Source organism: Neorhizobium sp. T25_27 (assembly GCF_002968565.1).
Taxonomy (GTDB): domain Bacteria; phylum Pseudomonadota; class Alphaproteobacteria; order Rhizobiales; family Rhizobiaceae; genus Neorhizobium; species Neorhizobium tomejilense.
On sequence record NZ_PVBJ01000016.1, the window covers coordinates 47,554 to 65,269 of the forward strand.

Sequence of the window (17,716 nt, forward strand, 5' to 3'; positions counted from 1 at the left end):
CCCCAATTTAAGGCTTTACTCCGGGCACAGAAACCGCCCGGAGAGCCGCATGACTGTGTCGACCACGCCTGAAAACCCGCTGAGCGATACGACCGTCGAAATGTCGGAAGCAGCGCTGACCGAGTTCGAATGGTCGCTCTGGCGAATTTCCGCTGCCTTCCTGCGGTGGCAGTCGGAAAGTTCAAGCGAGCTTGCCGGCGCGGGCCTGAGCGGCCTCGACACCGCCATCCTGCACACGATCCGTTATCGCAACAAGCCGAAAGGGCTTGGCGAGATTTCCCGCCTGCTCGGCCGCGACGACACCGCCAACATTCAATATGCTATCAAGAAGCTGCAGACCCTGCAGCTCATCGAGCGGGTCAAGGGCCGGTCGCGCAAGGACACGCTCTACACGCCGACCCGCAAGGGCACCAAACTTACCCAGGATTATCGGGCTTTGCGCCGGCAGCTTCTCGTCTCGCTGATCCAGAAGATGGATCACGCGGAACAGGGGCTCGGCGAGGCGACCGAAATGCTGGAATTGCTGACGAGCTTCTACGACACCGCCGCCCGGCGGGTGGCGAGCGGATCTCATTTGGTGGAGCGTTCCTGAACGAGCGCCAGAACGCGCAAGGGGCTGCCCGAACCGTTCTGGATCTTGAGCGGCGCTGCAACGATCATCGCACCGGTCGGCGGCAGCTGGTCTAGATTAGTAAGGCATTGCAGCCCGTAACGGCCAGCGCCATGCAGGTAATGGTGCGCCGGATAGGGCGGCGAGAAATGTCCCGCCTGGCCGGCGTCCGTGCCGATCGTCTCGGCGCCGAAGCCGATGATATCCCGCTCCTCGACCAGAAAGCGCATGACTTCCGCATCCGGTCCAGGCGTGTGGGCGCCATCTGCTTGCAGATTGGCATAGGCGGCGCCTGACTTCTTCGACCAGTCCGTGCGCAGGAAGGCCCAGGATCGCGCCGGAATGCGGCCGTGCTGTTCTTCCCACTTCACGACATCGGCAACCGTCAGCAGGAAATCCGCATCCTCGGCCGCCTGCTGCGAGCAGTCGATGACGCAGGCCGGCGCGATCATATCGGCCGGCGGCAGCGTATCGACGGAATTGAGCGGCAGGTCACGGCCCGTATACCAATGGATTGGTGCATCGAAATGCGTGCCCGTATGTTCGCCGAAGGAGAGATTGTTCCAATACCAGGCCGGCCCGCCGCCGTCGTAGCGCGAAATCCGCTCCATCCGGAATGGCGCGGATTGCCCCAGTTCCGGCGGCATGACGATGACCGGGAAATCGGGCGACAGCGTGTGGGTGAGATCGACGACGCGGACCGCGCCGCTCGCCAATGCCCCCGCGAATTTTCCCAGAATATCGCCGCTCATTGGCCGGCCTCCCGCTCGACGGCCTTCGGATTGTCGTACAGCCGCGCCTCGATATCCTTGGCGACATCGCCGACGTAAATGTCTTCGAGCCCGCGCTTTAATCCGTCGAGAACGGCATCGGCTACGGCCTTTGGCGCTACCTTGGGCGGCGGCACCGTCTGGAACCATTCGGTATCGAGCGGCCCGGTGAATGCATTGACAACCCGAATACCGCCCGGCCTGAGCTCGGTGCGCAGCCATTGCGACAGCGACACACAGGCTGCATGCGCGGCGGAATGGACGCCGAACTGCGGCGCATTGCTGAGCCCGTGGACCGAGAGCACGTTGACCCAGGCAACGGCGCCGGCAGCACCGTCGGCGCCGCGCGAACGCATCACCGGCCCAAAAGCCTGGGCAAGACGCATCAGTCCCAGCACGGTATGATCCATCGCCTCACGCGCCGCATTGGCCGCGCCCGCATTAAAAAGATGGGCCGGCCGGACGTGATCGGCAGTGTTGATCAGGATCTCCACCTTGGCGCCGATGTCCATCGACAGCTCCTGCACCGAACGTTCGCTGGTAAGATCAAGATCGACGATTTCGACGCCTTCGATCGCCTCCAGCGACGCCTGTTGGTCGAAAGGTTTCCAGCGATCTGTCACGCCGACGAAAATCTTGGCCGCTCCCGCTTTCCTGAGAGCCTGCGCCAGCGGCAATGCAAGCGGGCTGCGCCCATCGGTGATCAAGACGCGACGGTGTTTTGGGTCGGCGGTCATCTCGCGCCATTGGGGATCGTCTTCCATATGCGGCGTCTCCGAAACGGGCTTGGCAAAGAACACGGCCTGTCCGGCCCGGTCCAGCTGCAGGGAAAGCTTGAGCCGGCTACCGGGTCCGCCGCAATCGCCATGCAGATGCACGATGGCAATCGGCCCGCAATCGAGCTGAACCAGTCCGGTGCGCCAGGGCATGTGCTCGCGAAAATAGGGATCGCTGGTGACCTCGATCCGCGTTTCCGACAGCAGCGATCCGCCGGCCGGCGCGTCCTTGAATGTCAGGTCGGACGAAAGGCAGTTCGGGCAGGCTTCACGCGCCGGATAGGTGTAGCGCCCGCATTCGCCGCAGCATTGCAGCATGAACCGCCCGACCGATGCGGCGAGCGTCAGCCCATGCGCCTTGCGGCTGCGGGTCGAGGGAGGCAGCAGCGGCTGAGTGGTGCGAGCGAGCGGGTTCTTTCGCTTCGGCTTGAGGAAGGGTCCGGTCATCATGCCCTCGCCAGAATGGCGGCTGCAGAGGCGAGCCCGCGGTCGTAGTTGATCATCCCGAAACCTGAAACCAGCCCGAGTTTCGCGTTCTCGACCTGCCTGCCTTTCGCTGTCCCCAAAAGCTGGCGCATCGCTTCGGTAAGCCCGAGATGCCCGCCCGCGGCCCCCGCCTGGCCGACAGAAAGCTGGCCGCCGGACGTGTTGTGCGGAAAGGATCCGTCGATCGTGAACGTGTGTTGGCGCACGAAATCCGGCCCCTCGCCTTTTGCGCAGAAACCCAGGTCCTCGAACTGCATCATTGAGATCACTGCGTAGTCGTCATAGGTCTGGACGAAATTCATGTCGTCCGGCTTCGAACCGGCCATGCCGTAAAGCTCGTCGCGATCGACCACCCAGCCGCCGCGCACCTGCACCGGATCCTCGGCAAACGCATTGTGCCGCTCGATCGCCGACAGCAGCCGGACAAAGGGAAGCCCGAGCGAGACCGCCGTCTCCTCGCGCATCACCAGAAAGCCTTCCGCACCGGCGCAGGGCATGACGCAATCGAACAGATGGAACGGCTCGGCGATCGGCCGCGCCGACATATATTGCTCCAGCGTCAGCGGCTTCTTCATCAGCGCATCCGGGTTTTTGAGCGCATTGTCGCGCTGGGCGACGCAAAGCTTGCCGAATTCTTCCCGAGTTGCACCGTAGCGATCCATGTAGTGGCGTGCGATCAGCGCGAAACTCGCATTGGGGCCACCCGCGCCATAGGGATAGGCAGCATCCTGCGCAAAGCGGGAGAAGTTGGCGAGCGTCTTGCGGAACGTATCGACCTGATTGGTATCGGCCGCCACGCAGGCGACGATATCCGCGTCGCCCGCCTGCACCGCCCGCGCCGCCCGGCGCAGCGAGACGATGCCAGCAGCACCACCCATCGGCACGTGGTCGATGTGGCGCGGCGACAGCCCGAAATGCTGGGTGAGCGCGATCGCCGCATCCGGCCCCATGGTGAAGCTTGCGACCGAAAAACCATCGAAATCCCGGTGGCTGATGCCGGCGCCTTCCGCCAATGCCCTGAGCGCCTTGCCCATCCACCAATGCGCGGTCTCAATGGAATAGCGCTGGTAGGGCACCGTCACCGGTACCGCCAGAACCACGCCGTCGTAGGATTGCCGCGCGCGGGACAAGACCATCAGGCCACCGTCAATTTGACGTCGACATTGCCGCGCGTCGCATTGGAATAGGGGCAGCGTTCGTGCGCACCGGCGACGATCTCTTCCGCGACTGCGCGCTGGATGCCGGGCAAGGACGCCACCAGCTCGACCGCCAGCGCGTAACCGACCGGTACCGGGCCGATGCCGACCTTGGCGGTGATCGAGACGTCATCCGGCAGCGCGATCTTGCTGGTTCGCGCCACGAGTTTCACCGCACCGAGGAAGCATGCCGCGTAACCGGCGGCGAAAAGCTGCTCCGGATTGGTCCCCTCGCCCCCTGGGCCGCCGAGCCCTTTCGGCACCGAAAGATTGACCGCGAAACTGCCGTCGGCGCTCTGCGCCTTTCCTTCCCGACCGCCATGAGCGGTAACCGAGGTCTCATAGAGGATTTTTTCCGGGGTCATGCATGCCTCCATAGCAGGATTTAAGCTGTGATTTATAGTATATCAGAAACGACGGAGAATCATGAAGGAACTCATCCCGCTTTGCGGATCGATGCCTTCAGCTTCCTGAGGTCGATCGCCGAACCGTCCTCGACCGCCTTTGCCGCCATCGTCTTGATCTCGCCGCGCTGCAGCTTCTGGGTCGAGCTCACCGGCAGCCTGTCGACGAAGACCACGTAGCCGGGAAGTTTGTGATAGGCGATATGAGCGCCGGCAGCCTCGATGATGCGCTTCGCCTTCTCGGCCGGCTCGCCCGCTCCGGCGGTCTCGCTTTCAACGATGAAGGCAAAAACCTCCTCGCCGCGCAGGTCGTCCGGCACCGGCGTCACCGCGGATGCCTTGACCGCCGGATCCTTGGCAAGGGCCGCTTCCACTTCCAGCACGGCGATATTCTCGCCGCTGCGCCGCACGATGCTCTTCTTGCGGTCGAAGAAATAGAGAAGTCCCTTCTCGTCGGCATAGACGACGTCGCCGGTATGGAACCAGCCGCCCTCCCAGGCCTCTTCGGTCGCCTTTTCGTCCTTCAGGTAGCCGCTGAAGAAACCGTCGCGCGGGTTCGTGCCTTGGGCGCGCACCAGCAATTCGCCGGGCTTGCCGAGCTGCGCATCATTGCCCGCATCGTCGACGATCCGAAAATCCATACCGGCACGCGGCCGCCCGATGCAGCGCAGGCCCGGAGTATAATCGTCCGCCGCGGTGGTGGTTACCGCCCGGCCGCCGGTTTCGGTCATCGCCCACGCCTCGACGATCGGGATGCTGTAGCGCTTCTCGAACTCGATCTTGTGACGGGCATCGACGCCTGGTCCCAAAGCAAACTTCACCTTGTGTGCCCGCTCCGCTTCGACGGCCGGGAGCTGCAGCAGGATCGCCGGGATGACGCCGAGGCAATGGATGATCGTCGCGCCTGAATCGGCGATCGACGCCCACCAGCTGCTCGAATGGAACCGATCGAGGGGCACGATCGCGCCGCCCTTCATGATCATGCCGACCGCCGTGCAGCCGAGCGCGTTCATGTGGAACATCGGCAGCGGCGTCAGCGCCACTTCGGTTCCCTCGCCCATTTCGGCGATACCGCCCTGCGTCGTGTACCATTCGGCGATGCCGATAAAATAGATGTTCGAAAGGATGCAACCCTTCGGCTTGCCGGTGCTGCCGGAGGTGAACAGCAGCGCGCATTCGGTATTCGGGCCGCCGGGTCGTGCCTCCCGTGTTTCCGGCGAAGCCGGAATGTCGTCGCCGGCAGCGATCACCGTCACCTTGCCGGGCGAGATGTCCCGCAGATCATCCAGCCGCTCGCGGATGACCACCATCAACGAAGCCTCGGCCATGTCGAGCTGGAAGAGCAGTTCGTCGCGGCGCAGGTCGGGATTGATCGGCACGATCGAGGCGCCGATCGCGTTCAGCGCCAGCCAGTAGTCGAAAAATTCCGGGCGGTTTTCGAGGAGAAGAGCGACACGGCCTCCGATCCCATATCCTGCCGCCGCAAACTTCTGCTTCAGAAGACTGACGCGGGCGAAAACGTCCCCGTAGCTGTAGCGAAAACCCTCGGGCGCATAAGGCAGCTTGGCGCTGACCGGCGCGATCAGCATCGGCGCATCCGGGTTTTTCAGCGCCTGGTTCTCGAATAGGAGATAGGGAGAATGCATGGTCCTGTCCTTATGCCCGTTCCAGGATACCCTTGATCAGGAACATCTCGGCCTCGTGGATCGTGCCGAACTGGACCCATTCCGCATCCGTCTGCGTCTCCAGCCTCCATGTCAGCAGCGTCACCACGCACCTGTCCGGCCCCATGCGCAGGAGTTCGCCGGGGATGACGCGAGACATATTGCGGAACTGCATGACGTCCTTGGCCGCGCCGACTTCGTAATCCACCTGGAAGCGGTCGCGGTCGACATGGAGCCGCACGAATGTCTGTTTTCCCGTGAAGGTCGAGGTGCCCACGAAGAGGCCGGGCTCGACCTCTGTTCGGTTGAGGCTGCCCCACGCCCACTGGCCCTGTTTCAGCCCGTCCGACATCAGCTCGAATGCGACCGCCGCCGGGCGCTCCACCATGATGCTGCTGGAATGACAATGCGGATCAATCATGAGCGTCCCTCTTTCAGTCGCATCGAGGCGTCATTTTTCTAAAAGACATTTTAAGCATAAAATAATTGGAAAGAACGTCAACGGATTTTTGTGTCCTCGGCCTTCGGCTGCCGCTTTGGCGATCGTCGCTCATCACGTTCTCAACCTGCAGGCTGAGAAAAACCCGGCATTTCCGGCCTTCTACACGCAGAAGTCGACGGGTTTCTCAATTTCTGACGATCGGAAATTTTAGGCTTGAAGTAATTTATACCTCGTTCTACGATCCCCTCAATTGTTAAGGGGACAACCGCGAAAAGCGGGTCAGAAGAAAAAACCGAAGCCCCTGGCAGGATTGCAGGCTTGCGTTTCACCAACCGCCGCAGGTCCGTCGGTCGCGATCGACGGGCAAACCAGAGGGATCGTCATGACTTTTGAAATCGACCGCAGAAATCTCCTGCAGATGCTCGGCCTTGCCGCGGTCAGCGGCTCCGTGCTCTCGCAGGCCAGCTTCGCCTTCGCACAGGGCGCCGACAGCGTCACCATCGGCTGGCCGTCCGACGTGCCGTCCTGGGACCCGAACCTGCGTTTCGTTCCGGATGCGCAGCCGCTCTTCAAGATGGTCTTCGACCAGCCGCTCGATCAGTCGCCGGACCTGAAGCTCATCGGCAACCTCATCACCAAATGGGAACTGAAGCCGGACGGTCTTTCGATGCCGTTCGAGATCCGCAGCGACGTAAAGTTCCACAACGGCGATCCGATGACGATGGAGGACTTCAAATATACCTTCGTCGATCGCATCAAGTCGGGCCTGAAGCTCGACATCGCCAATTCCTGGCGCACGCTCACCGACATCGAAATCCTCTCGCCGACATCCGGCGTCATGAAGTTCTCCGCCCCGACCCCGACCGCGCCGCAATGGCTGGCTTTTCTCGGCAGCTACCTGGTGCCGAAGAAATATATCGAATCCGTCGGCCCGGAAGAATTCGCCAAGAAGCCGGTCGGCACCGGCCCCTACAAGCTCGTCGACTACCAGATGAATTCCCGTATCGTCCTGGAGCGCAACGACGCCTATTTCGGCACCAAGCCGAAGATCAAGCGCGTCACCATCGACATCATTAAGGATCCGTCGGCGCGTACCGCAGCCATCCAGTCCGGCCAGGTGGACCTGACGGTCAACATTCCGGTCCGTGAAGCCGAGCGCCTCGGCAAGACCGAAGGCCTGACCGCCGAAATCAACCCCTTCACCCGCCTGATCCTTTTGCAGATGCGCAATGACAAGGGCTTTACGGACATGGCCGTCCGCCTTGCAGCCCATCACGCGATCGACAAGGCAGCGCTCTCCAAGGCCTTTTATGGCGGCGCGGCAGTGCCGCTCTCCGTACCGGCCACACCCGGCACTCCGGGTTACCTGCCCGACTACAAGTTCGCCTACGATCCGGAACTGTCGAAGAAGCTTCTGGCCGATGCCGGTTACACCGCCGACAAGCCGGCGACCTTCACGCTTGCCGCCACCAACGGCCAGTTCCCAAGCGATTTCGATATCGCCCGGGCGCTGGTGCAGATGTGGCAGAAGGTCGGCCTGAAGGTCGAACTGCAGCAGATCGAATATTCCAAATATTTCGAACTGAACCGCGGCGGCCAGCTGCCGGAAGCGACGCTCTACAGCTTCGACAACGCCACCGGCGACCCCGAAATCTTCTCCGGTTATCTGATGAACCCGAAAATGCCGTTCGGCGCCTGGAAGGGTCCGGAGATCGGCGACAAGATTCTGAAACTCTTTGTCGAGCCGGTCTACGAGAAGCGTATCGCCGGCTATAAGGCCGTCGCGCAGGAAGCTGTCGAGACCGGCGCCAACATCCCGATTCTGCAGAGCGTCCAGACGCTGGTGCGCAAGAAGAGCCTGAACTACGTCAAGTACGGCAATGCCTGGGTCCTGGGCAGTACCATGTCCTGGTCCTGATACCGGCTGAACCCGCCATCCTCGGGTCCGGGTACGCCCGGACCCATTCCTTCACGTCGTCATACGGGGCATGCGCATGTTTGCGACCATTGCCAAGCTCTTGGTAAAGCGTGTCCTCACCGCGATACCGATCCTGCTGCTTGTTTCCGCGCTTCTCTTCTGCATCCTGCGCATCCTGCCGGTCGATCCGGCCGCCATGTCCCTGCCGCCCAATGCGACGGTCCAGGAAATCGAGGCCATGCGCACGGAAATGGGCCTCAACCTGCCGCTCTATCAGCAATATGGCATCTGGCTGAACAAGCTCTTCCACGGCGATATCGGTCGCTCCATCCATTTCCGCCAGAATGTGACAAGCCTGATAGGTTCGACACTGCCCGCCACCATCGAGCTCGCCGTCATCGCCATGATGGTGGCAACCGTCTTCGGCCTAGCGGGCGGCCTCTTCCTGTTCTACGTGCGCGGCACCCGCGCCGAAGCGGTGATGGATTTCGTTTCCATCCTGCTGCTCTCGCTTCCGGAATTCCTCTGGAGCCTGTTCCTGCTCCTCATATTCGGCGTCTTTTTCGAGGTCCTGCCCTTCACCGGCCGTCTCAGTCCCGGTTTCGAGCGCCCGCTCGTCACCGGTTTCCTGCTGCTCGACAGCCTGATCACCGGCAATATCCCGACCTTCCTCAATGCGCTTCAGCACATGATCCTGCCGTGCCTCGCACTCGGCATCGCGCTGTCCCCCTCTCTCATGCGCGTGCTGCGCTCGAGCCTGCTCGATGCCTATCAGGACGACTACATCCAGCAGGCCCGGCTTCGCGGGCTTTCCGAAAAGCGCATCCTGATCCGCCACGGCCTGAAGAACGCCATCCTGCCGACGCTGAGCCTGATGGGCGTGCAGTTCGGCTTCCTGTTCGGCGGCACCCTGCTGGTCGAAATCATCTATTCCTATCCGGGCATGGGCAACCTGATGGTCGATGCGATCCGCAACGCCGACCTGCCGATCATCCAGGGCGCGGGGCTCACCTATTGCGTCGCCGTTCTGGTGATCAGCATCGTGGTCGACAGCCTCTACCTGATCCTCAACCCGAAACTGAGGGTGCGTTGATATGCTACGATATGCGAAGGGGCGACCGCTTCCCCTCTGGCTGAAATCCGGCCGCGTCCAGACGGGCCTCGTCATCATCTTCATTCTGGCCGTCTGTGCGATCTTTGCGCCCTACCTGGCGCCCAACGATCCGAACGAGCAGAACCTGCTGTCGATCCTGACCCCGCCCGTCTGGGCCGATGGCGGCGATGCGATGTTTCCGCTCGGCACCGACAGCCTCGGCCGCTGCGTCCTGTCCCGCCTGATTTTTGGCGCGCGCGTGGCGCTCACCGTGGCGTTTACAGCCTCTATCGGCGCGATGATCATCGGCGCCTTCTTCGCCCATGTCGCCGGTTATTTCGGCGGCTGGGTCGATTGGGTGATCGGCCGCATCGTCGAAATCTGGCTCTCCTTCCCGCCGGTCATTCTATCCCTGATCCTGATGGTCGGCCTCGGCACCGGACTGCGCAACGTCGTGCTCGCCATCATCCTGGTCGACTGGACCCGCTTCTGTCGGGTGCTGCGAAGCGAGGTCATCGTCCTGCGCCGGCGGGACTACGTCTCTGCCGCGCAGCTCATCGGCTTCTCGCACTGGCGCACCATCACCCGCGAAATCCTGCCCGGCACCCTGCCGCTGCTCATCACACTGATGAGCCTCGAAATGGGCGTCGCCATCATCGTCGAGGCGATCCTCTCCTTTGTCGGCATGAGCGTCGGCTCGGAAACGGCGGCCTGGGGGCAGATGATCGCCGATGCGCGCCAGAACATCTACGAGGCGCCGTTCAACCTGATCGCGCCGATCTTCGCGATCTTCTTCGCGGTCTTCGGCTTCAATATCCTGGGCGACGGCCTGCGCCGCACCCTCGACACGCGCCTGACCCAGACGGAGCGCACCTGACATGGCCATTCCCTCGCCCAAAAATCCCATTCTTTCCGCGCAAAATCTCTGCGTTGAATCGGTAGGAGCCAAGGAAAATTTCCCGGTCCTGACTGATCTCAACTTCTCGCTGAAGCCCGGCAAGATCCTCGGCCTGGTCGGCGAATCCGGCGCCGGCAAGTCGATGATCGGCCGCACCATCTCGCAATATCTGCCGAAGGGCTTTGCGGTCACCAAGGGCACGCTCGCCTTCGATGGCGAGGACCTGGTGAGCATGTTGCCGGAACGCCGCCGCAGCCTGCTCGGCCGCGATATCGCCTTCATCCCGCAGGAGCCGCTTTCCGGCCTCAACCCGGTGCTGACGGTCGGTCAGCAGATCAAGGAACATCTTCTGCGGATCGGCCTTGGCCCCGGCGAAAACTGGCGCGAACGGGCGCTGAAGGAGTTCGAATCCGTACATCTGCCGCATGGCGCGGCGCTGCTCGAAAAATACCCGCACCAGCTTTCCGGCGGCATGTGCCAGCGCATCCTGATCGCCATGGCCTTTGCCAGCCGCCCGCGTCTCTTGATCGCCGACGAACCGACCACCGCGCTCGACGTGACGATCCAGGCCCGCATCGTCAAGCTGATCGCCGAAATGCAGAAGCGCGACGGCACCGCGGTGATCTTCATCACCCACGACCTGCGCCTCGCCTCGCAGATCAGCGACGAGATCATGGTACTCTATGCCGGCCGGCCGGCCGAGCGCGGTCCGGCAAAGCAGCTTTTTTCATCCCCGGCGCATCCCTATACGCGCTGCCTGCAGCTCGCCAACCCGACGATCACGGGCCCGCGCCGCGGCCTCTTCATCCTGCCCGAACGGATGCCGGGCCTGCGGGTGCTGAAGGAGTTGAAGGGTTGCCGTTTCGCCTCGCGCTGTCCGAACGCGATCGAGGCCTGCACCCGGGCCGAACCGCCGCTGGCCGATATCGGCCCGAATCATATCGCCGCCTGCATCCGCACGGAAAAGACGCCGGACATCGTGCCGCCGCCGCTGGCGCCCGGCCGCGAGATCGCATCGGCCAAGGTTCATCTGAACGGCGAGAAGCTTACCAAGGCCTACACCACCGCCTGGAGCCCGTTCGCCAAGCGCAGCAGCTTCAAGGCGGTCAACAGCGTCGATTTTTCGCTCGGCGAGGGTGAGTTCGTCGGCATCGTCGGCGAAAGCGGCAGCGGCAAGAGTTCGCTCGCCCGCCTCGTGGTCGGCCTCGATACGCCGACCGACGGCAAGATCACGCTCGCCGGCCGCGACGTCACTGCCAACGGCAATGCCGACAGGGCCTATCGCCGCGACTATATCCAGATGGTCTTCCAGGATCCGCAATCGGCGCTCAACCCGCGCCGGCGGATCGGCAGCATCGTCACCCAGGCGAACGAGGCGAGCGGATTGCACAACAGCACCCGCGAGCGCATGGACCGCGCCGCCGAACTGCTGAAAGAAATCGGCCTGCCGCCGGATGCGGCGATGCGCTTCCCCTCGCAGCTTTCTGGCGGTCAGAAACAGCGCGTCAACATTGCCCGCGCGCTCTGCACCCTGCCGAAAATCCTCGTCGCTGACGAAATCGTTTCCGGCCTCGACGTCTCGGTTCAGGCACAGCTTCTCGACCTTCTGCTGAAGCTGCGCGACGAGCACGGATTCTCGATGCTGTTCATCAGCCACGACCTTTCGGTCGTTCGATATCTCTGCGACCGGGTGATGGTCATGTATCGCGGCGAGGTGGTGGAAAGCGGCCGAACGGAAACGGTGTTTGCCGATCCGCAGCACGCCTATACCCGCAGCCTGCTCGCCGCCGTGCCCCCGGACGACGTCAATGCCGAATGGTCGCCGGTGCTGGCGGAAGCCGGCTATCAGGTCGAATAATGGCGATCGTCGGACGGAGATATTATAGCGGCCGGGACGTGAGCCGCGCCGTCACGATCGCCGACCTCCAGGCCATGGCACACAGCCGCCTGCCTGCCTTCGTGCTGGAATATCTCGAGGGCGGCGCCGAGGACGAATGGACGCTTCGCCGCAACCGCGAAGTCTTCTCGGAAATCGAGTTTCGCCCCTCGACACTGACCGGCGTCGGCATACCCGATCTTTCGACGACGATCTTCGGCCGTAAGATGCGGCTTCCTTTCGTCATCGCGCCGACCGGCTTCAATGGCCTGTTCCAATATCAGGGAGATCGGCTGCTCGCGGAAGCCGCCGCCAAGGCGGGCGTGACCTTCACCCAGAGCACCGTCTCCAACATGCGGATCGAGGAGCTTTCCGGCATCCCCAACCTCTCCCACTGTATGCAGCTCTATGTCTTCCGCTCGAAGGCCTTCATGGACGAGTTGGTCGGCCGCGCCGAAAGAGCTGGCTGCCAGGCGCTGATGGTGACGACCGACGCGGCCACATTCGGCAATCGCGAATGGGATCGCCGCAATTATCGCTCCGGCATGGACCCGACCTTCCGCCATAAGCTGGATATACTTTGCCATCCGCGCTGGGCGCTGTCGGTCATGGCGCGTGGTATCCCGCCCTTCGGAAACCTGCTCGATTTCCTGCCCACCGACCAGCAGACCTTCGCCCGCACGGCCATCTGGTCGCGCGAGCAGGTAGAGCCGGACCTTCACTGGAGTCACGTCCGCCACCTGCGGAAAATCTGGAAAAAGCCGTTGATCGTCAAAGGCGTCATGACTTTGCGCGACGCGGAACTAGCCGCGGATGCGGGAGCTGATGGCATCGTCATCAGCAATCACGGCGGTCGCCAGCTTGACGGTGCGCCATCGCCGATCACCATCCTGCCGAAGATCGCCAGCAAGCTGAAGGGCAGGATCACCATCCTCGCCGACAGCGGTTTCCGCCGCGGCACGGATATCGTCAAGGCTTTGGCGCTCAGAGCCGATGCGGTCATGATCGGACGTGCAACACTTTATGGTCTCGCAGCCGGCGGCGAGGCTGGCGCGGCCCGCGCCATCACCATCCTCGAAGAAGAGACCCGCCGTGCCATGGCGCTTCTCGGCTGCCGCTCGGTCACCGATCTCGACCGCGACCATATCAAGCTCTGAACGGCCTCATCGTCCTTCAAGGGACGATAATCTGCGTTTCCATCGGGAAGTGGGAATTGCCGCCTTCGAAGGGCGGGAAGGTCTTGAAGTCCTCGCGCATGACGATGCGCGCCGGCGATTGCAGCGCCGCCTGCAGGGCGGCCGGGCTGTCGAACATCACCCGGTTGCGCTGCATGTGGTTGACCCGCTCCCAGGGAAGGAACCCGCACCAGTCGACCCGCGACAGGACCTCGATCTTGCGGATCCCGGGGAAGGTGCGCATCACCTGCGGGTGATGGCTGACATAGTGGTGCATCCAGACGTTCAGGTCCTCGGCCGGACCGGTATAGTGCACCACGTAGGAACAGGGATTGCCGTTCTTTTCGATATCGAGCTTGGCGTCGTCGACCGGAAAATGCCGCGCATACATGGCCTGCTGCGTGCCCCTGGCGCCGCGAATGCTCGACAGCACGCCAGATGCCGCAAGCTGGTGCAGATGGCCGGCCGGCGCCATCGCATCCTCGAGCTCGGTCAGCTCGTTGAAATAGAGCTGCATGCCGAAGATCGGCGACTGCTCGTCCTTGTTGTACATGTCCCTGGTGACCTCAGGCGTGTAGAGATTGGCGGTGGTCAGTCCCGGCGTCAGCTTGATGATTTCAGCAACGGTCTCGACATCCGCCTTGCTCACGGCGAGCTGACTTCCATCGACATTCTCGAAAAAGGCGAAATAGGCAAAACGCATGGCTCGGCTTCCTGCTTCTATGGGACCGCAACGATTGCGGGCGGCCTCTGTTCCCCGTTGGTGGTCCACTATCGGACCGCCGGCAGCGAAAAACAAGTTTAAACCTAAACTATTTTTCGAGCCTGTTTACCTGCCCAAAACGAACCGTCCGGACATGATTTAAGCTTCAATCTTTCCGCTTGAATCTTGCTGGATTTTCGATCACGATCCGCTCTCACGCGCGTTGAAGAGGATAGAGACGCCGCCGGATAGCTCTTGGGAGAGGGCTCGCGTCACATCGCTCCACCTGCCGGCCATCAAGACAATTTCGCATCCGATCCGGCAGAAAAAAACGCCCGCCGGTCACCAAAACAGAGGGAACGCAATCATGACCATGAGCCTTTTCCGCCGCGCCGTTTTAGGCCTCGCGGGTGCTGCTGCCCTGTCCGTCGCAAGCGCCGGTCTGGCCTCTGCCGCAGCGCTTGCCGTTGGCTCCTATCCGAGCAATCCGCCCTTCGAATACAAGACGGCGACGGGTACTTTCGAGGGTTTCGAAGTCGATATCGTCAACGAAGTCGCCAAGCGCCTCGGCATGACGGTCGAGATTTCCGACCTTGGCTTCCAGGCTCTGTTCGCCGCCACCTCCTCCAAGCGTATCGATGTGGCGATCTCCTCGATCACCATCACCAAGGAGCGTCTCGGCAGCCAGTCCTTCACGCAGGCCTATTATGACGCCGACATGGGCATCGCCACCCGCAAGGAAGCGACCGTGTCCAAGGTCGAAGACTTGAAGGGCAAGGTGGTAGGGGTCCTGGCCGGCTCCACGGGCGACAAGTGGGCCAAGGACAACAAGGAAAAATACGGTATCACCGACATCAAGAGCTACAACGCCCAGCAGGATCTGCTGATGGATCTCTCCTCCGGCCGTGCCGACGTGGCCGTCAGTGACGTCCCGGGCATGGAATACGCCTTCCTCAAGATGAAGGATCTTGCCGTGAAGGTGCGCATCAAGACCGGCGAACAATACGGCCTGATGATGACCAAGGACCATCCGCTGCTGGCCAAGGCGAACGACGCGATCACCGCGATGAAGAAGGATGGCACGCTGGCCGCGATCCACAAGAAGTGGTTCGGCTCCGATCCCGCCGCCGGTTCCGCCTCCGCCGTCGAACAGCCGCTGCCGAAGCCCTGAGCCGGCTACCGATATTGCACCCCAATCATGCCGGCCGGCGACGGCCGGCTTTTTCATGAGCTTAGAGGCACCAGGAAATGACCCTCCTCGATACATTCTTCAACCTCGGAGTTCTCGGCGACGCGTTTCCGGCGCTGCTGCGCGGACTGATCAACACCTTCCTGCTCGGCGTGGCGGGCATCGGCATCGGCATTCCGATCGGCCTGGTGATCGCGCTCCTGCGCCTCTACGGACCGAAGCCGGTACGGTATCTGACGGTTTTCTACATCGACATCTTCCGCGCGGCGCCGATGCTGGTGGTGCTGATCCTGATCTATTACGCGCTGCCCTTCGTCGGCATCCGCCTGTCCTCCTGGACATCCGCGGGCCTTGCCTTCTCGATCGTCATGGCCGCCTATTCGGCTGAAATCTTCCGCTCCGGCATCGAGGGCATTCCTCGCGGTCAGTTCGAGGCGGCGGCGGCCCTTGGCCTGCCTTTCTTCGTCACGCTGCGCAAGGTCGTGCTGCCGCAGGCGATCCGCATCGTCATTCCGCCGATGACCAACAACTGCGTCTCGATGTTCAAGGATACGTCGCTCGCCTCCACAGTCGCGCTGCCGGAACTTCTCAAGGAGGCGACGGACGCGCAGGCGCTCTACGCCAACCCGACACCGCTGATCGGGGCTGCGCTGATCTACATCGCCTTCCTCTGGCCGATGGTGCGGCTGGTTAATCTCCTCGAACAGAGGTTCAACAAGGAAAAGAAGCGCTGACGCCAAAGGCGGTGAGGCCTATTCGAAGGCGGCGCCGGAGAGGTGATTGCTGGCGGAAGCCTTGACCGTGCCGATCTCCGACCAGAGCGCCGCAACAGCATGCGAGTCGATGTCCGCCATCATGTCCTGCAGCCAGCCTTCATGCGCCGCGGCCATCGCCGCAAACAGGGTCGCACCCGCCTCGGTGAGTTTTGCGACCGTCACGCGCCGGTCGCCCTGCGGCGTCACCCGCTGGACGTAGCCGTCCGCTTCCAGCCTTTCGACGAGGCCGGTGACATTGCCGTTGGTGACCATGGTGCGCTTGGAGAGCTCGCCGAGGCGAAGCCCATCCTTCTCCCGATAAAGCTGCGCCATCAGGTCGAATTGCGGCAGCGTCGCGCCGAATTCGGCACGCAGCCGCCGGCGGATTTCCTGGCTGATCAGCTTGGTCGTCGACAGCATCCGCAGCCACAGACGCAGCTCGGGCTTCGACCGCCCGTGGGCGCCCTGGACGATGATCTCCAGATCGACGTCGATCGCTTCCGCTTCTGCCATTCCGAATGTTGCCTCTGTAACCGATCCACCGTCTAGAAGCAGATATTTGAAATGTCAAAGGTTTGCAGGTTGCGATTGCCCCGCTGACGGTGCCGCTCGCAAGCCCTTTATCGCCGCCCCGAAATCACCGCCGCGTCAAAAGGTGTCCTTACCTGCTCCCATTATTCATCCATATGCATATATTTCCTGAAGACAACATCAAAGACGGGTCACTTGTCGGCGGGTGGATCGCCGCTCACACTTACCCTTGACTGTGTCCAAAACGCGCGGCTTCCCATGCAAATGCGCGGTTTTTCGCCAAAGACGCGCCACGGAAATTTGCTCGACGCAGCCGCTCCCGATTGCTTGCATCCTCATATTTTCTGCAATAGGCTCCCTTATCGGTTAGCGGCACCCGGAGAGGAAAACCGGCTGCAGCCCGGCTTAACGAAACCGGTCATTCAAGGGGAACCCGGCACCATGTCTTCCAGCACGCTCACTAGTCTCGCTTCCGCTCTTCTCTCCGGCTCGGTCAAGGTCGTGGACCTGACGGCGCCGCTCGGGCCGGATACCCCCGTTCTCTACCTGCCGCCGCAGTTCGGCAAGAACACGCCCAAGGTCGCCGTCCACACGATCTCCGAATATAACGAGGACGGTCCGTTCTGGGCCTGGAATTGGCTGGAGCTCGGCGAACACACCGGCACTCATTTCGATGCGCCCTGTCATTGGATCACCGGCAAGGACAAACCGAACAACACGACCGACACCATCCCGCCGCAGAATTTCGTGGCGCCGGTCAATGTCATCGACCGTTCCAGGGAAGCCGCCGAAAACCCGGATTATCTGCTCACCGTCGACAGCATCAAGGAATGGGAGGCCGAGCACGGCGCGATCGAGGCCGGCAGTTGGGTGCTGATGCGCTCCGACTGGTACAAGCGCAACGGATCCACCGAAACCTTCCTGAACGCGGACGAGAACGGCCCGCACTCTCCCGGCCCGACCGCCGAAGCGATCCAGTACCTGATTTCGAAGGACATTATCGGCTGGGGCCAGGAAACCATCGGTACCGATGCCGGTTCGGCCGGCGGCATGAACCCGCCTTTCCCGGCCCATAACCTCATGCATGGCGCCGGCAAATATGGCCTCGCATCGCTGTCGAACCTCGATCAGCTGCCGCCGAAGGGCGCCGTGCTGATTGCCGCTCCGCTGAAGCTCGTCAAGGGCACAGGTTCACCGGTCCGCGCCCTTGCGCTGATCTCCTGATCCGAT

At 62.3% G+C, this 17,716-nt stretch carries 17 protein-coding genes; 9 read left to right on the forward strand and 8 right to left on the reverse strand.

Annotated elements, in window-relative coordinates; all coding sequences use genetic code 11:
* The first annotated feature begins 49 nt into the window (after positions 1-49).
* A complete protein-coding gene (locus C5J24_RS29315; protein WP_051903914.1) occupies positions 50-592 on the forward strand; it encodes a winged helix DNA-binding protein in 543 nt (180 codons plus the stop codon).
* On the opposite strand, the gene C5J24_RS29320 is transcribed toward C5J24_RS29315, so the two are convergent.
* From C5J24_RS29320 to C5J24_RS29345, 6 genes are all read right to left on the reverse strand, one after another.
* Positions 571-1,362 carry a cyclase family protein gene (locus tag C5J24_RS29320; protein ID WP_105403778.1) on the reverse strand — a complete coding sequence of 264 codons (792 nt, stop codon included), beginning with the start codon at positions 1,360-1,362 and terminating at the stop codon, positions 571-573. The genes C5J24_RS29315 and C5J24_RS29320 overlap by 22 nt on opposite strands.
* A complete protein-coding gene (locus tag C5J24_RS29325; protein WP_245446849.1) occupies positions 1,359-2,606 on the reverse strand; it encodes an SDR family NAD(P)-dependent oxidoreductase in 1,248 nt (415 codons plus the stop codon). The genes C5J24_RS29320 and C5J24_RS29325 overlap by 4 nt, the downstream gene beginning before the upstream one ends.
* Complete coding sequence (locus C5J24_RS29330) at positions 2,603-3,778, reverse strand: thiolase family protein (RefSeq protein WP_105423094.1); 1,176 nt, start codon at positions 3,776-3,778, stop codon at positions 2,603-2,605. Before C5J24_RS29330 ends, C5J24_RS29325 begins: the two co-directional genes overlap by 4 nt.
* Entirely contained in the window at positions 3,778-4,203 is a 426-nt protein-coding gene (locus tag C5J24_RS29335; RefSeq protein WP_105423096.1) for an organic hydroperoxide resistance protein, read from the reverse strand. The genes C5J24_RS29330 and C5J24_RS29335 overlap by 1 nt, the downstream gene beginning before the upstream one ends.
* Positions 4,204-4,274: 71 nt before the next feature.
* Complete coding sequence (locus C5J24_RS29340; RefSeq protein WP_105423098.1) at positions 4,275-5,888, reverse strand: AMP-binding protein; 1,614 nt, start codon at positions 5,886-5,888, stop codon at positions 4,275-4,277.
* A 10-nt stretch (positions 5,889-5,898) separates the two neighbouring features.
* Positions 5,899-6,327 (reverse strand): hypothetical protein, encoded by a 429-nt coding sequence (locus C5J24_RS29345; protein WP_105423100.1) that lies wholly within the window; start codon positions 6,325-6,327, stop codon positions 5,899-5,901.
* A 403-nt stretch (positions 6,328-6,730) separates the two neighbouring features.
* On the opposite strand from C5J24_RS29345, the gene C5J24_RS29350 reads away from it, so the two are divergent.
* The 5 genes from C5J24_RS29350 (at position 6,731) to C5J24_RS29370 (ending at position 13,290) form a co-directional block, all read left to right on the forward strand.
* Positions 6,731-8,266, forward strand: coding sequence for an ABC transporter substrate-binding protein (locus C5J24_RS29350; RefSeq protein ID WP_105423102.1), 1,536 nt, complete (start codon positions 6,731-6,733; stop codon positions 8,264-8,266).
* Positions 8,267-8,342: 76 nt separating this feature from the next.
* Positions 8,343-9,359, forward strand: a complete 1,017-nt coding sequence (locus C5J24_RS29355; protein ID WP_105423173.1) for an ABC transporter permease — start codon at positions 8,343-8,345, stop codon at positions 9,357-9,359.
* 1 nt (position 9,360) lies between these two features.
* Positions 9,361-10,236, forward strand: coding sequence for an ABC transporter permease (locus C5J24_RS29360; protein WP_105403771.1), 876 nt, complete (start codon positions 9,361-9,363; stop codon positions 10,234-10,236).
* A 1-nt stretch (position 10,237) separates the two neighbouring features.
* Entirely contained in the window at positions 10,238-12,115 is a 1,878-nt protein-coding gene (locus C5J24_RS29365) for an ABC transporter ATP-binding protein (protein ID WP_105423104.1), read from the forward strand.
* Positions 12,115-13,290 (forward strand): alpha-hydroxy acid oxidase, encoded by a 1,176-nt coding sequence (locus tag C5J24_RS29370; protein WP_105423106.1) that lies wholly within the window; start codon positions 12,115-12,117, stop codon positions 13,288-13,290. Before C5J24_RS29365 ends, C5J24_RS29370 begins: the two co-directional genes overlap by 1 nt.
* Before the next feature lie 16 nt (positions 13,291-13,306).
* On the opposite strand, the gene C5J24_RS29375 is transcribed toward C5J24_RS29370, so the two are convergent.
* A complete protein-coding gene (locus C5J24_RS29375; RefSeq protein WP_105423108.1) occupies positions 13,307-14,011 on the reverse strand; it encodes a hypothetical protein in 705 nt (234 codons plus the stop codon).
* A gap of 373 nt (positions 14,012-14,384) precedes the next feature.
* Between C5J24_RS29375 and C5J24_RS29380 the strand changes: the two genes are divergently transcribed.
* Positions 14,385-15,182, forward strand: coding sequence for an ABC transporter substrate-binding protein (locus C5J24_RS29380; RefSeq protein ID WP_105423175.1), 798 nt, complete (start codon positions 14,385-14,387; stop codon positions 15,180-15,182).
* 77 nt (positions 15,183-15,259) lie between these two features.
* Entirely contained in the window at positions 15,260-15,934 is a 675-nt protein-coding gene (locus C5J24_RS29385) for an amino acid ABC transporter permease (RefSeq protein WP_046665284.1), read from the forward strand.
* Between the two features lie 18 nt (positions 15,935-15,952).
* Here the strand turns inward: C5J24_RS29385 and C5J24_RS29390 are convergent, their stop codons facing one another.
* Positions 15,953-16,468: a MarR family winged helix-turn-helix transcriptional regulator gene (locus C5J24_RS29390; RefSeq protein WP_105423110.1), complete on the reverse strand. Its 516-nt coding sequence runs from the start codon at positions 16,466-16,468 to the stop codon at positions 15,953-15,955.
* Positions 16,469-16,927: 459 nt separating this feature from the next.
* Between C5J24_RS29390 and C5J24_RS29395 the strand changes: the two genes are divergently transcribed.
* Positions 16,928-17,710, forward strand: a complete 783-nt coding sequence (locus C5J24_RS29395) for a cyclase family protein (protein ID WP_105423112.1) — start codon at positions 16,928-16,930, stop codon at positions 17,708-17,710.
* Positions 17,711-17,716: the final 6 nt, after the last annotated feature.

What these genes read in the sequence shown, in the direction of transcription:
- C5J24_RS29370 (WP_105423106.1), top strand. Translation starts at nt 12,115, where the DNA reads ATGGCGATCGTCGGACGGAGATATTATAGCGGCCGGGACGTGAGCCGC.
- C5J24_RS29375 (WP_105423108.1), bottom strand. Translation starts at nt 14,011, where the DNA reads ATGCGTTTTGCCTATTTCGCCTTTTTCGAGAATGTCGATGGAAGTCAG.
- C5J24_RS29365 (WP_105423104.1), top strand. Translation starts at nt 10,238, where the DNA reads ATGGCCATTCCCTCGCCCAAAAATCCCATTCTTTCCGCGCAAAATCTC.
- C5J24_RS29390 (WP_105423110.1), bottom strand. Translation starts at nt 16,468, where the DNA reads ATGGCAGAAGCGGAAGCGATCGACGTCGATCTGGAGATCATCGTCCAG.
- C5J24_RS29335 (WP_105423096.1), bottom strand. Translation starts at nt 4,203, where the DNA reads ATGACCCCGGAAAAAATCCTCTATGAGACCTCGGTTACCGCTCATGGC.
- C5J24_RS29325 (WP_245446849.1), bottom strand. Translation starts at nt 2,606, where the DNA reads ATGATGACCGGACCCTTCCTCAAGCCGAAGCGAAAGAACCCGCTCGCT.
- C5J24_RS29395 (WP_105423112.1), top strand. Translation starts at nt 16,928, where the DNA reads ATGTCTTCCAGCACGCTCACTAGTCTCGCTTCCGCTCTTCTCTCCGGC.
- C5J24_RS29380 (WP_105423175.1), top strand. Translation starts at nt 14,385, where the DNA reads ATGAGCCTTTTCCGCCGCGCCGTTTTAGGCCTCGCGGGTGCTGCTGCC.
- C5J24_RS29330 (WP_105423094.1), bottom strand. Translation starts at nt 3,778, where the DNA reads ATGGTCTTGTCCCGCGCGCGGCAATCCTACGACGGCGTGGTTCTGGCG.
- C5J24_RS29385 (WP_046665284.1), top strand. Translation starts at nt 15,260, where the DNA reads ATGACCCTCCTCGATACATTCTTCAACCTCGGAGTTCTCGGCGACGCG.
- C5J24_RS29355 (WP_105423173.1), top strand. Translation starts at nt 8,343, where the DNA reads ATGTTTGCGACCATTGCCAAGCTCTTGGTAAAGCGTGTCCTCACCGCG.
- C5J24_RS29350 (WP_105423102.1), top strand. Translation starts at nt 6,731, where the DNA reads ATGACTTTTGAAATCGACCGCAGAAATCTCCTGCAGATGCTCGGCCTT.
- C5J24_RS29320 (WP_105403778.1), bottom strand. Translation starts at nt 1,362, where the DNA reads ATGAGCGGCGATATTCTGGGAAAATTCGCGGGGGCATTGGCGAGCGGC.
- C5J24_RS29315 (WP_051903914.1), top strand. Translation starts at nt 50, where the DNA reads ATGACTGTGTCGACCACGCCTGAAAACCCGCTGAGCGATACGACCGTC.
- C5J24_RS29345 (WP_105423100.1), bottom strand. Translation starts at nt 6,327, where the DNA reads ATGATTGATCCGCATTGTCATTCCAGCAGCATCATGGTGGAGCGCCCG.
- C5J24_RS29360 (WP_105403771.1), top strand. Translation starts at nt 9,361, where the DNA reads ATGCTACGATATGCGAAGGGGCGACCGCTTCCCCTCTGGCTGAAATCC.
- C5J24_RS29340 (WP_105423098.1), bottom strand. Translation starts at nt 5,888, where the DNA reads ATGCATTCTCCCTATCTCCTATTCGAGAACCAGGCGCTGAAAAACCCG.